Genomic DNA, 13581 nt, shown 5'->3' on the forward strand with positions numbered 1-13581 from the left:
GCCGGATGCGGCGTAAACGCCTTATCCGGCCTACTGGCTACGTTCTGTGTACTCGATTAATCTTCATCAAACCCTGAATTAAACAGGGCAATCACTGCGGCCAGGGCTTCTACTTCCTGTGGTCCCGTGGCTTCGACTTCTATCTGACGCCCTTTGGCTGAATCCAGCATCAGCAGAGCGATAACGCTGTTGGCCTCGGCTTCCGTTCCTTCATCATTACGCAGTAAAACTTCTGCTTCGAAACCCTGCATCAATTCAAACAGTTTCATCGCTGGGCGGGCATGCATGCCCAGCTTATTGGTGATTTCAACGGTTTGCTTCACGGTCATGATTTACGTTTTTCCAGCGTACGATGGCGTGACTGCACGTTTTTACCGCGTGAGCGGAAGTAGTCTGCCAACTGCTCAGCAATATACACCGAACGGTGTTTCCCGCCGGTACAGCCGATGGCTACGGTAAGGTAGCTACGGTTGTTGGTCTCCAGCATGGGTAACCATAGCTCAAGATAGCTGCGAGTCTGGTAAATAAAATTGTGTACTTCTGTGTGCCTGTCGAGGAATGCGGCGACGGGGCGGTCAAGACCGGTCATTGGGCGCAGCTTTGGATCCCAGTGTGGGTTAGGCAGAAAGCGCACGTCAAAGACGTAATCCGCATCAATCGGGATACCGTGTTTGAAACCAAAGGATTCGAATACCATCGTCAATTCACGTTCGCGCTTACCCAGCAGTCGGGTACGTAACATTTCCGCTAGTTCGTGTACGGACATTTCGGAGGTATCAACGATCAGGTCAGCGCGAGAGCGCAGTGGCTCCAGCAAATCGCTTTCCTTATCGATAGCGCTTTCCAGAGACAAGTTCTTGCTGGAGAGCGGGTGTAAACGGCGCGTGTCACTGTAGCGACGAATCAGCGTGTTACGGTCTGCATCAAGGAACAGCAGCTGTGGTGAGAAACCCTCGGGCAGATTATTCATTGCCTGCTCAAAAATTTCCGGGGACTCAGGCATGTTGCGCACATCAATGCTGACGGCCGCAGAAATCTGGCGATCGGCCAGTGTACGAGCCAGATCGGGCAACAGCACTACGGGAAGGTTATCCACGCAGTAAAAACCCATATCTTCCAGCGCACGCAGGGCGACAGATTTACCTGACCCTGAACGGCCGCTGACGATCATCAGTACCATGTACTGTTTCTCCTCACAACGACAAAAAAGGATGCCATTGGGTTGTTATGCTTCATCCTGTCCACCTTCGGTGTCCGTGATGATTTGATACAACTCCTGGTCACTCTGCGCGGCGCGCAGACGACGACAGATGGTTTTATCTGCCAGACGTTTTGCGACCAGTGACAACGTATGCAAATGCGTCTTGGTTTGGTCTGCCGGGACCAGCAGGGCGAAAAGCAGATCGACAGGTTGATTATCAATGGCGTCGAAGGCGATGGGTGTTTCGAGTTGAACAAACACACCAACCGCGCGCATCGTGTCTTCTTCCAGCTTTCCGTGCGGGATAGCAATACCATTACCGATGCCGGTACTGCCCATTTTTTCACGCGTCAGAATGGCTTCAAATACCACCTGAGAAGGCAAGCTAAGCTGTTTTGCCGCAAGTTCGCTGATGATTTCCAGTGCGCGTTTCTTGCTTTGGCAGTGAACGCCTGCGCGTGTACATTCCTGGTTAAGAACAGTGCTCAGTTGTAGAGTCGTATCGTTATTTGTCATAATTTCACCTAAGCGCTAACTGTACAAATGGCCCGTTGTGCTACACAACAGGCCGTCCTGCACCCGCTAACTGCCCGGACAAGTTAGTGCTGTTTCAGTTTATCTTTATGTTTTGTTAACTGCCGAGCCAGTTTATCAATTAAACCGTCAATGGCGGCGTACATATCCTGACCTTCCGCGCTGGCATGAATTTCGCCACCGTTCACATGCAGTGTTGCATCCGAGATATGTGTAACCTTCTCCACTTTCAACACAATATAGACCTGATTAATCCGGTCGAAATATTGTTCGAGCTTGGCAAATTTTGTATTCACAAAATCGCGCAGGGCTTCGGTGATTTCGACGTTGTTTCCAGTGATGTTGAGCTGCATAGTGTCTTCCTTATCGGTTGGGTCACACCAGCTGTTTGCGCTGGTTAGACGGCGGAATGGATAAAGACTCTCGGTACTTCGCAACGGTGCGGCGTGCCACCATGATACCCTGTTCTGACAGCATAGAGGTTAACTTGCTGTCACTCAGCGGTTTCGCGGGGTTTTCCGCAGCAATTAATTTCTTCACCAGCGCACGGATAGCTGTGGATGAGGCTTCACCTCCGCCTTCAGTGTTAACGTGACTGGAAAAGAAATACTTCAATTCAAAAATGCCGCGCGGACTGTGCAGATACTTTTGCGTGGTCACACGGGAAATGGTCGATTCGTGCATCTCGACGGCCTGGGCGATATCCGCCAGCACCATCGGTTTCATAAACTCTTCGCCTTGCTCAAAGAAAGCTTGCTGCTGCTCAACGATGCAGCGGCTGACGCGCAGCAACGTATCATTGCGGCTTTCCAGGCTTTTAATCAGCCACTTCGCATCTTGCAGATTGCTACGAATAAACTGGCTGTCGGCATCGTTGCGCGCGCTATTGCACATGGCGGCGTAGTGCTGGTTAATCTGTAAGCGCGGAATGCTGTCGCCGTTGAGTTCGACCGCCCAGCGATCGTTATGCTTACGCACCAGCACATCCGGAATGACGTACTCCGGCTCGCCGGTCTGGATCGATTGCCCTGGGCGGGGATCAAGCGACTGGATGAGGTTGACGGCTTCTTTCAGCACGTCTTCTTTCAGCCGGGTCACGCGCATCAGGGTGCGGAAGTCATGGTTGGCTAACAGATCGAGGTGATCGCTGATGATCAGACGCGCTTCTTCCAGCCACGGTGTGGCTTTATCAAACTGCGAAAGTTGGATCAGTAAGCAGTCACGGAGATCTTTGGCGGCCACGCCAACGGGATCAAAGCGCTGAACGCGTTTAAGCACGGCTTCGATTTCGTCCATACCGACGTCGTCATCGCCCATGCTTTCGAGAATATCGTCCAGGGTCACGGTGAGATAACCGGTTTCGTCTACCGCATCCACAATGGATGTCGCAATGGCGCGATCGGTATCCGAGAACGGGGTCAGTTCCACTTGCCACATCAGGTAATCCTGTAGTGATTGCGTGGTCTCACCCTGATACACAGGCAGCTCGTCGTCGATGTAATCTCCGCTGGTGCCCGAAGGCGTCCCGGCGGTGTAAATTTCATCCCAACTGGCGTCAAGCGGTAACTCCTCAGGCATCTCTTTTTGTTCGAGTGCATCTGCGGTGTCGAGGGTTTCGCTGTCCTGTTTTTCCTGGGTATCAATTTCGTCGTGAAGATCGGTTTGCTCGAGCAGTGGGTTACTTTCCAGCGCTTGCTGAAGTTCTTGCTGAAGTTCCAGCGTGGACAGCTGCAACAGACGGATAGCCTGTTGTAGCTGAGGCGTCATCGCCAGTTGTTGGCTAAGCCTGAGTTGCAAACCTTGCTTCATGTTCAGAGTTGTTTTCTCCTGCAGTGACGTGAAGTCTTCTACCCTATCAGAGTCTGAAGTCTTCCCCAAGGTATACGCGCTTAACGTGCTCATCCTGCAGTATTTCTGTTGGCGTGCCGTGCGCGATCAGGTGTCCCTGACTTACGATATAGGCGCGCTCACACACTGCCAGCGTTTCGCGGACGTTGTGGTCGGTAATCAGCACGCCAAGGCCGCTGTCGCGAAGGTGTTCGATGATCCGTTTAATATCAATAACAGAAATCGGGTCAACACCGGCAAACGGTTCATCCAGCAGGATAAATTTCGGATTAGCGGCCAGTGCGCGAGCGATCTCCACGCGGCGTCGTTCACCACCGGAGAGCGACTGACCTAAGCTGTCGCGCAGGTGCTCGATGTGGAATTCTTCCATCAGCTCGTTGGCCCGATCTTCCCGCTGCTCGCTGGTCAGATCGTCACGAATTTGCAGTACCGCCATCAGGTTATCAAACACGCTCAGGCGACGGAAAATCGATGCTTCCTGCGGTAAGTAGCCGATGCCGCGACGCGCGCGCGCATGCAGAGGCAGCAGACTGATGTCTTCGTCATCAATGATAATGTTACCCGCATCGCGCGGGACAATGCCGACTACCATGTAAAAGGTTGTTGTCTTGCCTGCACCGTTAGGACCGAGCAGACCGACGATCTCCCCGGAGTTGACGGTCAGACTGACATCTTCAACCACACGACGGCCTTTATAGGCTTTTGCAAGGTTCTTTGCAGTTAATGTTGCCATAACGAATCAGTTACCTTTTTTCTCTGCCGGAGCCTTGTTTTTGTCCTGCAACTGCGACGGAACCAGAACGGTGGTGACGCGTTTGCCTTTATCGCTGAAGGCCTGCATTTTCTGCTCTTTTACCAGATAAGTGATCTTATCGCCCGTGATGTTGCTATCGAGCTGTTCCAGATACGCCTTGCCGGTGAGAACGACAAAGTCTTTCGCCAGTTCATAGTGCATCTGAGAGGCGTGGCCTTTAACCGGTTTACCGTTGTCCTGCATCTGGTAAAACGTCGCTGGATTGCCATAGCCATCAATCACTTCTTTGCCGTCTTCACCGCCAGGACGGGTCACGACGACTTTATCGGCGTTAATTTTGATGGTGCCCTGAGTCACAATCACGTTGCCAGTAAACGTCACCACGTTGCCCTGCATATCCAGGGACTGCTGGTCCGATTCAATGTGAATCGGCTGCTCGGTATCGCCGGTGACGGCAAATGCCGGAATGCTGGCGGCCAGAAGTGAGCTGGCAAGTACAAGATTAAGGCTGAGTTTGTTTGTTTTGGATTTCATATGAGGTTCTAACCTTTTCAATCAGCTCGGCGTTCTTGCTGCGTAAGTTGCCGCGCATCTTCAGTCCGCTGGAGTTAAATGTTGTGCCATACAACGTCACCAGATCATCGGAAGTGACGTCTTGTGTCACCAGGTTAATCTGCGCGTTATCGGTCGTAATTCTGCGTAGTTGAGAGTCAGGCACCAGGGCGTTAACCTCAACATGGCCGTACAGATACAGCATCCGATCGTTGGTCAATTTGGCTTTGTCGGCCTTGATCGTCCAGGTCGGTACTTTATCCTTATCAAACGTGGTTAATACTGGTTGAGTAAACCACGAAACCGCTTGTTCCGAATAATATTCAACGTGTTGTGCGATCAAGTGATAGCTCAGCGCGCCTTCCGGACTATACACGACGGTATCAGTATGTTCGCTCTTATAGGTTGGCTCGTTGTTATTGACGACGACCTGAGTGGTGTCATCTTTGTCTGCCAGATTAATACCAATCATCACAAGGACAGCCAGCGACAGTAGAATGATAACCCAACGTCTGGTTTTGCTCATATCGATTGCCCTTTGGCCTCGTCCAGTTTGCCCTGCGCCAGGAGTAATAAATCGCAGACTTCACGCACAGCGCCACGTCCCCCATCAATGTGGGTGACATAATCGGCTCGCGGGATCAGCAGAGGGTGGGCATCTGCCACCGCGACGCTTAATCCTACTTTAGCCATCACCGGCCAGTCGATCAGGTCATCGCCAACGTAGGCGACATTCTCCGGCGCGATCGCCAGTTTGCTAAGGAGATCGCCAAAGGCAACCAGTTTGTCTGACTGCCCCTGATACAGGTGGGTGATCCCCAAAGTGGCACAGCGATCTTCTACAAGTTTAGCCTTTCGTCCGGTAATAATGGCAACCTCAATACCGGAAGTGAGCGCACAGCGAATTCCGTAACCATCACGGACGTTAAAAGCCTTCAGCTCTTCACCGTTGTTGCCCATATAAATCAGACCATCAGACAGTACGCCATCCACATCCAGGATCAGCAAACGGATGTTTTCTGCCCGGGTGATAACGTCTGCGCTGACGGGTCCATAACAGGTCGCAAGCGACGCACCTGCTTTACTCATTTTCGTTATCCTTGAGTTTCTTACACTACACCTGCACGCAGCAGATCATGCATATGTAACACACCGAGTAACTGGTCGCCATCAGCAACCATTACCGAGGTGATATGGCGGGACTGCATTAAGTTCAGGGCATCGACGGCAAGAATACCCGGACGCACGCGAATGCCTCCAGGGGTCATCACATCGGCAATGCCTAACTGGCGTACATCAACGCCCATATCGAAGACACGACGTAAATCGCCATCGGTGAAAATACCGTCAATCTTCATGGCATCATCGCAAATGACGGTCATGCCGAGATTTTTACGCGTGATCTCAATTAAGGCGTCACGCAGGCTGGCGTTTTTGGTCACATGCGGGATCTCGTCGCCCGTATGCATAATATCGTTAACGCGCAGTAAAAGCTTACGGCCCAGTGCGCCACCGGGATGAGACAACGCAAAATCTTCCGCGGTAAAGCCGCGCGCTTTTAATAATGCCACCGCTAGGGCATCGCCCATCACCAGTGTTGCTGTCGTACTGCTGGTCGGTGCCAGACCTAACGGACAAGCTTCCTTGGGCACTTTAACACACAGATGCACATCTGCCGCACGCGCCATACTGCTTTCAGGACGACCGGTCATGCAGATAAGCGGTACATGAAGACGTTTTAATACCGGGATCAGCGCCGCTATCTCATTGGATTCACCGGAGTTAGAGATGGCGATGACCACATCCTGCGGCGAGACCATACCCAGATCGCCATGTGCGGCTTCGCCTGGGTGTACAAAAAATGAGGGGGTGCCGGTGCTGGCAAATGTGGCTGCCATTTTCCGCCCAATATGGCCGGATTTCCCCATTCCCATCACCACCACTTTGCCCGGGCAACTGAATATTTTCTCGCATGCGAGGGTAAAATTTTGGTTGATGTACTGATCAAGCTCCGCCAGGCCTTCACGTTCAATTGCCAGGACTTCCTTGCCTGCTTGCTGAAAGTCAAAACCCGGTTGCAACTCTAAGTGCGACATAATGCGTTTCCAGTTATCCAACGAGAAGTGGCGATAACCAATACAGCATCGCCAGCCATATGATAAAACCGCCGGTCAGCAGCGCACCTGCGCCGCGACCAATCTGGCGCGGACGTCGCCAGCAGAGTAGTGCAAAAATCACGCTCACCAGCAGCATGACGCTATAGTCACGGGTGAAGGCCATCGGATTGACTTCACCCGGCGTAATCAGCGCCGGTAGCCCGAGGACGATAACGATATTAAAAATGTTTGCGCCGATAATGTTACCGACGGCAATATCGTTTTCACCTTTACGCAGACCCGCAATCGCTGTTGCCAGCTCAGGCAGGCTGGTACCAATGGCGACCACTGTCAGCCCGATAGTAAGTTCGCTCATGGCGAAATAGTTCGCCAGTACGGTAGCGTTATCCACCACCATACGTGTTGCCATTGGCATGATAATCAGCGCAATGCCCAACCACAAAAATGCGACCGGTAATCCGCCTTCGCGCGGCAGCTCAGCTATCTGCTCACGTGTCAGGCTGTCATTGCCTTGTCGCTCGGCCAGACGGGCGATTTTAACAATGAATAGCAGCCATAGCACGGCCAGAAGCAGAAGAAAGAAACCGTCGCTGCGGCTTAGCTGCCCGTCATACAGGACGGATGCAGCTAAAATACTTACCAGCAACATTAGCGGTAATTCACGACGCAGAACATCAGAATGCACGGTAAAAGGATGAATCAGCGCCGACAGGCCTAAAATAAGCAGAATGTTGGTGATGTTAGAACCTATGGCGGTCCCGACAGCCAGATCGAGTTGCCCATTCATCGATGCGGCAACGGAGACAATTATCTCGGGTAACGACGTACCCATGCTGACCACGGTCATTCCGATGATAATGGGAGGAATACCGAAGTTTCGACATAAAATGGATGCAGCAAATACCAGACGGTCGGCACCGTAGACCACCAGAAGTAAACCAATTATTAACAGCGCCGTCGCTAAAAGCATCTAAAGTCCTTTCTTCAGGTATACTCGCCGGTCCACTTGAAGGATCTTCTGGAAGCCGTAACGAAGTCTTAATTTTGACTTTATGCGGCTAAAAAGTAAAACAAATGCCAGCTTTCGCTAACCAGGACAGGCAATAATCTGTAAATATGTTGAGTTCATGGCTAAATTGAGCGCCAAACTCTTCGATCAACGAGGCAATAGTAAAGGATGAATCAATGGGGCAGTCTGTGGCGAATCTAGTCGATATGCGCGATGTCAGCTTTTCCCGGGGTGACCGCTGCATCTTTGATAATATTTCCCTGACGGTACCGCGCGGTAAGGTGACGGCGATCATGGGGCCATCAGGCATCGGCAAAACGACGCTGTTGCGTCTGATTGGCGGACAGATCCCCCCGGATAAGGGCGAGATCCTGTTTGACGGTGAGAACGTCCCGGCCATGTCCCGTTCGCGTTTATTTACCGTGCGTAAGCGCATGAGTATGCTGTTTCAGTCTGGTGCGCTATTTACCGACATGAATGTGTTTGACAACGTCGCGTACCCTCTGCGCGAGCATACGACGTTGCCAGCGCCGTTGCTGAAGAGCACGGTGATGATGAAGCTCGAGGCCGTCGGCCTGCGGGGTGCGGCCAAATTAATGCCTTCTGAATTATCCGGTGGGATGGCGCGTCGCGCCGCGTTAGCACGTGCTATCGCGCTGGAGCCAGACCTCATCATGTTTGATGAGCCGTTCGTCGGCCAGGATCCCATCACCATGGGCGTTCTGGTGAAGCTGATTTCAGAACTGAACAGCGCGCTGGGCGTCACCTGTGTGGTGGTATCCCATGATGTGCCTGAGGTACTGAGTATTGCGGATTACGCCTATATAATGGCGGACAAAAAAATAGTGGCCTACGGTAGTGCTCAGGCACTACAAGAAAATGCCGATCCGCGCGTACGCCAGTTCCTGGACGGCATTGCCGATGGACCGGTTCCGTTCCGTTACCCGGCGGGCGACTACCACATCGATTTACTCAAAACAGGGAGTTAAGCCACCCATGTTGTTAAATGCGCTGGCATCACTCGGACATCGGGGAATAAAAACCCTCAGGACGTTCGGGCGAGCCGGATTAATGTTGTTCAATGCGGTTGTCGGCAAGCCGGAGTTTCGCAAACATGCGCCGCTGCTGATACGCCAGCTCTATAATGTCGGTGTCTTATCGATGCTGATCATTATTGTTTCTGGCGTGTTCATCGGTATGGTGCTGGGGTTGCAGGGATACCTGGTGCTGACCACCTACAGCGCGGAAACCAGCCTCGGTATGCTGGTGGCACTGTCATTGTTACGTGAGTTGGGACCGGTTGTTGCGGCGCTGCTGTTTGCCGGGCGGGCCGGGTCGGCCTTAACCGCAGAAATTGGCCTGATGCGGGCGACCGAACAGCTTTCCAGCCTGGAGATGATGGCCGTCGATCCACTGCGCCGGGTGATTTCCCCACGTTTTTGGGCTGGGGTCATTTCATTGCCGCTGCTGACGATTATTTTTGTCGCAGTGGGTATCTGGGGTGGTTCACTGGTTGGCGTAAGCTGGAAGGGTATTGATGCAGGCTTCTTCTGGTCGGCTATGCAAAATGCCGTCGACTGGCGTCTGGACCTGGTTAACTGTCTGATTAAGAGCGTGGTGTTCGCCATTACGGTCACCTGGATTGCATTGTTCAATGGTTATGATGCGATCCCGACCTCTGCCGGGATTAGCCGGGCAACGACACGCACCGTTGTGCACGCCTCTCTTGCCGTTCTGGGGCTGGATTTTGTGCTGACCGCACTGATGTTTGGGAATTGAGTTCATGCAAACGAAAAAAAATGAAATTTGGGTCGGGTTATTCCTGCTGGTTGCGCTGCTGGCAGCGCTGTTTGTTTGCCTGAAGGCGGCGAACGTTACCTCAATGCGTACTGAGCCGACTTACACGATTTATGCGACCTTTGATAATATCGGCGGCCTGAGAGAGCGTTCTCCGGTGCGGATTGGCGGGGTGGTAGTTGGACGCGTATCGGACATCTCGTTAGATCCGAAAACGTACCTGCCGCGCGTGACGCTGGAAATCGAATCGCGTTTTAACCATATTCCTGACACCAGTTCTCTGAGCATCCGTACTTCCGGTCTGCTGGGCGAACAGTATCTGGCATTGAATGTGGGTTTTGAAGATCCTGAGCTGGGAACGTCTATCCTCAAAGATGGCGGTACGATTCAGGACACGAAATCCGCGATGGTGCTGGAAGATATGATTGGTCAGTTCCTTTACAACAGCAACAGTAAAGGTGATGACAATAAGAATTCTGGCGATGCGCCAGCCGCAACTGACGGCAATAATGAAGCCACTACGCCTGCGGGCGCAACGAAATAATCTCAGGAGAATCGACGTATGTTTAAACGATTGATGATGGTGGCTATGCTGGTGATTGCCCCGCTTAGCGCAGCAACTGCAGCCGACCAAACGAACCCGTACAAACAGATGAATGAGGCGGCGCAGAAGACATTTGACCGTCTGAAGAATGAACAACCTAAAATCCGCGCAAACCCGGATTACCTGCGCCAGGTTGTCGATCAGGAACTGTTGCCATACGTGCAGGTTAAATATGCGGGTGCGCTGGTACTGGGTCGCTACTACAAAGATGCGACCCCTGCTCAGCGTGAAGCCTATTTTGCCGCATTTCGTGAATATCTGAAGCAGGCCTACGGCCAGGCTCTGGCGATGTACCATGGCCAGACTTATGAAATTGCACCAGAGCAACCGCTGGGTGATGCGACCATCGTGCCTATCCGCGTAACCATCATCGATCCAAACGGTCGTCCTCCGGTACGTTTGGATTTCCAGTGGCGTAAAAACTCCCAGACCGGTAACTGGCAGGCTTATGACATGATTGCTGAAGGCGTAAGTATGATCACCACCAAACAAAATGAGTGGAGCGACCTGCTGCGTACCAAAGGTATTGATGGCCTGACGGCGCAACTGAAATCTATTGCTCAGCAGAAAATCACGCTGGAAGAGAAAAAATAATGACGCAGTCACTCACCTGGTCGCGTGAAGGTGACAAGCTGGTGCTGGTGGGGGAGCTGGATCAGGACGTGTTAAACCCATTATGGGATGCGCGAATTGAGGCGATGAAAGGGGTATCCTGCATCGACCTGAACCAGGTATCCCGGGTAGATACCGGCGGTCTGGCGTTACTGTTGCATCTGATTAATCAGGGCAAGCAGCAGGGAAACAGCGTTTCGCTCACTGGTGTTAACGATAAAGTGTACACGCTGGCGCAGCTTTACAATCTGCCTGACGACGTCCTTCCGCGTTAATTTTTCCAGGCCGGATAAGGTCTTGTGCCGCTATCCGGCAAAACCCCTGAGGGGGATCTGCCACTAAAGCCTTGTCTGATTTATCAGCGAGGCTTTTTGCTTATTTATGACAGCGCCACTTTGCTCTAAGATGTTGGGCTGTTTTCACTATCTGACGAATGAAGAGCCCATGGAAAATAATGAAATTCAGAGCGTGCTGATGAATGCACTCTCCCTCCAGGAAGTCCACGTTTCTGGCGACGGCAGTCACTTTCAGGTTATTGCCGTGGGTGAGATGTTTGAAGGCATGAGCCGGGTCAAGAAGCAGCAATCGGTCTATGGCCCGTTGATGGAGTACATTGCGGACAACCGCATTCATGCCGTGTCGATTAAGGCGTTTACCCCAGCGGAATGGGCGCGCGATCGCAAACTTAACGGTTTTTGAGCTACGGGTGATGTGCCGGTAGCGAAGATAAATTCTTAACAGAGAACAGAATAATGGATAAATTTCGTGTTCAGGGGCCAACTAAGCTCCAGGGCGAAGTCACAATTTCAGGCGCTAAAAACGCCGCACTGCCGATCCTGTTTGCGGCGCTGCTGGCTGAAGAACCTGTAGAGATCCAAAACGTCCCGAAACTGAAGGACGTTGACACATCAATGAAGCTGCTGAGCCAGCTGGGTGCGAAAGTTGAGCGTAATGGTTCTGTGCACATCGATGCGCGTGATGTGAACGTCTTCTGTGCGCCGTACGATTTGGTGAAAACCATGCGTGCATCCATTTGGGCGCTCGGGCCGCTGGTTGCCCGCTTTGGTCAGGGCCAGGTTTCACTGCCGGGTGGCTGTACCATTGGCGCGCGTCCGGTTGACCTGCACATTACCGGTCTGGAGCAGTTAGGCGCGACAATTAAGCTGGAAGAAGGCTATGTGAAGGCGTCCGTTGATGGCCGTCTGAAAGGCGCGCATATCGTCATGGACAAAGTGAGCGTCGGCGCGACGGTCACCATCATGTGCGCAGCAACGCTTGCCGAAGGCACCACCATCATCGAAAACGCTGCGCGCGAGCCGGAGATTGTGGATACCGCGAACTTCCTGATTGCGCTGGGCGCGAAGATCACGGGTCAGGGCACCGATCGTATTACCATCGAAGGCGTTGAGCGTCTTGGCGGTGGTGTTTATCGCGTTCTGCCAGATCGTATCGAAACCGGTACCTTCCTGGTGGCGGCGGCAATTTCTCGCGGCAAGATTATCTGCCGTAATGCACAGCCGGACACGCTGGATGCCGTTCTGGCGAAGCTGCGTGATGCGGGTGCGGATATTGAAGTGGGTGATGATTGGATCAGCCTTGATATGCACGGTAAACGTCCGAAAGCGGTCAATGTGCGTACTGCACCGCATCCGGCGTTCCCTACCGACATGCAGGCCCAGTTCACGTTGCTGAACCTGGTAGCTGAAGGGACCGGCTTCATCACGGAAACCGTGTTTGAGAACCGCTTTATGCACGTTCCTGAGCTGAGCCGTATGGGCGCTCACGCAGAAATCGAAAGCAATACCGTGATTTGCCACGGCGTGGAAACGCTCTCTGGCGCACAGGTTATGGCGACCGATCTGCGCGCATCTGCAAGCCTGGTGCTGGCAGGGTGTATTGCTGAAGGTACGACGGTAGTCGACCGTATTTATCACATCGATCGCGGCTATGAGCGCATCGAAGATAAACTGCGTGCGCTGGGCGCAAACATTGAGCGCGTGAAAGGCGAGTAATCGTCAACGTCTCTTGTAACCCCCAGTTCAGTTGGCCGGGGGTTACAGCTCAATGTTCATTCCGGATTCTTTTTCTCTCTGCGACTCCTCATCATCCGCGTTCTGTCGATGAACTCATGCGTTTTGGCATCGTGATAGCGTGACGGCCAAATCACCCAGGGGTCAGTTCCCAGTGCCCGGGCGATAATCAACTCACCTTTTGGCCATGGTCTCGTTAACGCATTGGCCAGCGTTGATGAACTCAATCCATTTTTACGTGATTCAGCGGCCATTGAGGTCCCTTTCTTGCGCAGTCCGGCGATGATGTCGGCCGGATGCCAGTCAATCAGCTTGCTTTCCATCAATTCATCTCTCCTTTGGTTAACGGCTTACGGTTTCACGATCGGTTGTGCCGACACTATAACGCCCGAAGAACGAATGTTCTAAAATGTTCATGTAAAGTGTGTGTATATTCAGAATATGCCAAGATTATGCGTGATTGTCTGGAAGGGGGAAATGATTACTGGAACTTATAAGAAAATCCCGTGCAGGGCACGGGATG

The 13581-nt window shown here is 52.5% G+C and carries 19 protein-coding genes; 7 read left to right on the forward strand and 12 right to left on the reverse strand.

All coding sequences use genetic code 11. From position 1 onward, the window contains the following. Window positions 1–56: 56 nt before the first annotated feature. The 11 genes from npr to FDW94_RS23040 form a co-directional block, all read right to left on the reverse strand. Window positions 57–329 carry a PTS phosphocarrier protein NPr gene (npr, locus tag FDW94_RS22990; protein ID WP_003828770.1) on the reverse strand — a complete coding sequence of 91 codons (273 nt, stop codon included), beginning with the start codon at window positions 327–329 and terminating at the stop codon, window positions 57–59. Further along, window positions 326–1180, reverse strand: a complete 855-nt coding sequence (gene rapZ / locus FDW94_RS22995; RefSeq protein WP_003025085.1) for an RNase adapter RapZ — start codon at window positions 1178–1180, stop codon at window positions 326–328. Before rapZ ends, npr begins: the two co-directional genes overlap by 4 nt. 45 nt (window positions 1181–1225) lie before the next feature. After that, window positions 1226–1717 carry a PTS IIA-like nitrogen regulatory protein PtsN gene (gene ptsN, locus FDW94_RS23000; protein ID WP_003025083.1) on the reverse strand — a complete coding sequence of 164 codons (492 nt, stop codon included), beginning with the start codon at window positions 1715–1717 and terminating at the stop codon, window positions 1226–1228. Window positions 1718–1800: 83 nt separating this feature from the next. Then, entirely contained in the window at window positions 1801–2088 is a 288-nt protein-coding gene (gene hpf / locus FDW94_RS23005) for a ribosome hibernation promoting factor (protein WP_003025078.1), read from the reverse strand. 22 nt (window positions 2089–2110) lie between these two features. Continuing rightward, window positions 2111–3544, reverse strand: coding sequence for an RNA polymerase factor sigma-54 (gene rpoN, locus FDW94_RS23010; protein WP_137378316.1), 1434 nt, complete (start codon window positions 3542–3544; stop codon window positions 2111–2113). Between the two features lie 46 nt (window positions 3545–3590). Beyond that, the gene (gene lptB, locus FDW94_RS23015; RefSeq protein WP_003828761.1) at window positions 3591–4316 is read right to left on the reverse strand and encodes an LPS export ABC transporter ATP-binding protein; all 726 of its coding nucleotides are present in this window, start codon (window positions 4314–4316) and stop codon (window positions 3591–3593) included. A gap of 6 nt (window positions 4317–4322) precedes the next feature. Beyond that, entirely contained in the window at window positions 4323–4871 is a 549-nt protein-coding gene (lptA, locus tag FDW94_RS23020; RefSeq protein ID WP_003828759.1) for a lipopolysaccharide ABC transporter substrate-binding protein LptA, read from the reverse strand. Continuing rightward, window positions 4840–5415, reverse strand: a complete 576-nt coding sequence (gene lptC / locus FDW94_RS23025; protein ID WP_008785932.1) for an LPS export ABC transporter periplasmic protein LptC — start codon at window positions 5413–5415, stop codon at window positions 4840–4842. The genes lptA and lptC overlap by 32 nt, the downstream gene beginning before the upstream one ends. Further along, window positions 5412–5978: a 3-deoxy-manno-octulosonate-8-phosphatase KdsC gene (kdsC, locus tag FDW94_RS23030; protein WP_032945113.1), complete on the reverse strand. Its 567-nt coding sequence runs from the start codon at window positions 5976–5978 to the stop codon at window positions 5412–5414. Before kdsC ends, lptC begins: the two co-directional genes overlap by 4 nt. Before the next feature lie 20 nt (window positions 5979–5998). Then, complete coding sequence (gene kdsD / locus FDW94_RS23035; RefSeq protein WP_003025063.1) at window positions 5999–6985, reverse strand: arabinose-5-phosphate isomerase KdsD; 987 nt, start codon at window positions 6983–6985, stop codon at window positions 5999–6001. A 13-nt stretch (window positions 6986–6998) separates the two neighbouring features. Then, entirely contained in the window at window positions 6999–7976 is a 978-nt protein-coding gene (locus FDW94_RS23040) for a calcium/sodium antiporter (RefSeq protein ID WP_003828751.1), read from the reverse strand. A 215-nt stretch (window positions 7977–8191) separates the two neighbouring features. Here FDW94_RS23040 and mlaF point away from each other — a divergent pair, with 215 nt between their 5' ends. The 7 genes from mlaF (at window position 8192) to murA (ending at window position 13040) form a co-directional block, all read left to right on the forward strand. Continuing rightward, the gene (gene mlaF, locus FDW94_RS23045) at window positions 8192–9004 is read left to right on the forward strand and encodes a phospholipid ABC transporter ATP-binding protein MlaF (protein WP_003828749.1); all 813 of its coding nucleotides are present in this window, start codon (window positions 8192–8194) and stop codon (window positions 9002–9004) included. Between the two features lie 7 nt (window positions 9005–9011). After that, window positions 9012–9794, forward strand: coding sequence for a lipid asymmetry maintenance ABC transporter permease subunit MlaE (gene mlaE, locus FDW94_RS23050; RefSeq protein ID WP_003025053.1), 783 nt, complete (start codon window positions 9012–9014; stop codon window positions 9792–9794). A gap of 4 nt (window positions 9795–9798) precedes the next feature. Next, window positions 9799–10356, forward strand: coding sequence for an outer membrane lipid asymmetry maintenance protein MlaD (gene mlaD / locus FDW94_RS23055; RefSeq protein ID WP_003828747.1), 558 nt, complete (start codon window positions 9799–9801; stop codon window positions 10354–10356). 18 nt (window positions 10357–10374) lie between these two features. Beyond that, entirely contained in the window at window positions 10375–11010 is a 636-nt protein-coding gene (gene mlaC, locus FDW94_RS23060; protein WP_008785928.1) for a phospholipid-binding protein MlaC, read from the forward strand. After that, window positions 11010–11303, forward strand: coding sequence for a lipid asymmetry maintenance protein MlaB (gene mlaB / locus FDW94_RS23065; RefSeq protein ID WP_071444702.1), 294 nt, complete (start codon window positions 11010–11012; stop codon window positions 11301–11303). Before mlaC ends, mlaB begins: the two co-directional genes overlap by 1 nt. 169 nt (window positions 11304–11472) lie before the next feature. After that, complete coding sequence (ibaG, locus tag FDW94_RS23070) at window positions 11473–11727, forward strand: BolA family iron metabolism protein IbaG (RefSeq protein ID WP_003025040.1); 255 nt, start codon at window positions 11473–11475, stop codon at window positions 11725–11727. Between the two features lie 53 nt (window positions 11728–11780). Further along, window positions 11781–13040 carry a UDP-N-acetylglucosamine 1-carboxyvinyltransferase gene (murA, locus tag FDW94_RS23075; protein ID WP_003839949.1) on the forward strand — a complete coding sequence of 420 codons (1260 nt, stop codon included), beginning with the start codon at window positions 11781–11783 and terminating at the stop codon, window positions 13038–13040. Window positions 13041–13096: 56 nt separating this feature from the next. On the opposite strand, the gene sfsB is transcribed toward murA, so the two are convergent. Continuing rightward, entirely contained in the window at window positions 13097–13381 is a 285-nt protein-coding gene (gene sfsB / locus FDW94_RS23080) for a DNA-binding transcriptional regulator SfsB (RefSeq protein ID WP_003025035.1), read from the reverse strand. Window positions 13382–13581 lie beyond the last annotated feature (200 nt).

The organism is Citrobacter sp. wls757 (assembly GCF_005280935.1).
Taxonomy (GTDB): domain Bacteria; phylum Pseudomonadota; class Gammaproteobacteria; order Enterobacterales; family Enterobacteriaceae; genus Citrobacter; species Citrobacter portucalensis.

Coding starts and splice junctions, on each gene's coding strand:
- npr (WP_003828770.1), bottom strand. CDS start 329: ATGACCGTGAAGCAAACCGTTGAAATCACCAATAAGCTGGGCATGCAT.
- rapZ (WP_003025085.1), bottom strand. CDS start 1,180: ATGGTACTGATGATCGTCAGCGGCCGTTCAGGGTCAGGTAAATCTGTC.
- ptsN (WP_003025083.1), bottom strand. CDS start 1,717: ATGACAAATAACGATACGACTCTACAACTGAGCACTGTTCTTAACCAG.
- hpf (WP_003025078.1), bottom strand. CDS start 2,088: ATGCAGCTCAACATCACTGGAAACAACGTCGAAATCACCGAAGCCCTG.
- rpoN (WP_137378316.1), bottom strand. CDS start 3,544: ATGAAGCAAGGTTTGCAACTCAGGCTTAGCCAACAACTGGCGATGACG.
- lptB (WP_003828761.1), bottom strand. CDS start 4,316: ATGGCAACATTAACTGCAAAGAACCTTGCAAAAGCCTATAAAGGCCGT.
- lptA (WP_003828759.1), bottom strand. CDS start 4,871: ATGAAATCCAAAACAAACAAACTCAGCCTTAATCTTGTACTTGCCAGC.
- lptC (WP_008785932.1), bottom strand. CDS start 5,415: ATGAGCAAAACCAGACGTTGGGTTATCATTCTACTGTCGCTGGCTGTC.
- kdsC (WP_032945113.1), bottom strand. CDS start 5,978: ATGAGTAAAGCAGGTGCGTCGCTTGCGACCTGTTATGGACCCGTCAGC.
- kdsD (WP_003025063.1), bottom strand. CDS start 6,985: ATGTCGCACTTAGAGTTGCAACCGGGTTTTGACTTTCAGCAAGCAGGC.
- FDW94_RS23040 (WP_003828751.1), bottom strand. CDS start 7,976: ATGCTTTTAGCGACGGCGCTGTTAATAATTGGTTTACTTCTGGTGGTC.
- mlaF (WP_003828749.1), top strand. CDS start 8,192: ATGGGGCAGTCTGTGGCGAATCTAGTCGATATGCGCGATGTCAGCTTT.
- mlaE (WP_003025053.1), top strand. CDS start 9,012: ATGTTGTTAAATGCGCTGGCATCACTCGGACATCGGGGAATAAAAACC.
- mlaD (WP_003828747.1), top strand. CDS start 9,799: ATGCAAACGAAAAAAAATGAAATTTGGGTCGGGTTATTCCTGCTGGTT.
- mlaC (WP_008785928.1), top strand. CDS start 10,375: ATGTTTAAACGATTGATGATGGTGGCTATGCTGGTGATTGCCCCGCTT.
- mlaB (WP_071444702.1), top strand. CDS start 11,010: ATGACGCAGTCACTCACCTGGTCGCGTGAAGGTGACAAGCTGGTGCTG.
- ibaG (WP_003025040.1), top strand. CDS start 11,473: ATGGAAAATAATGAAATTCAGAGCGTGCTGATGAATGCACTCTCCCTC.
- murA (WP_003839949.1), top strand. CDS start 11,781: ATGGATAAATTTCGTGTTCAGGGGCCAACTAAGCTCCAGGGCGAAGTC.
- sfsB (WP_003025035.1), bottom strand. CDS start 13,381: ATGGAAAGCAAGCTGATTGACTGGCATCCGGCCGACATCATCGCCGGA.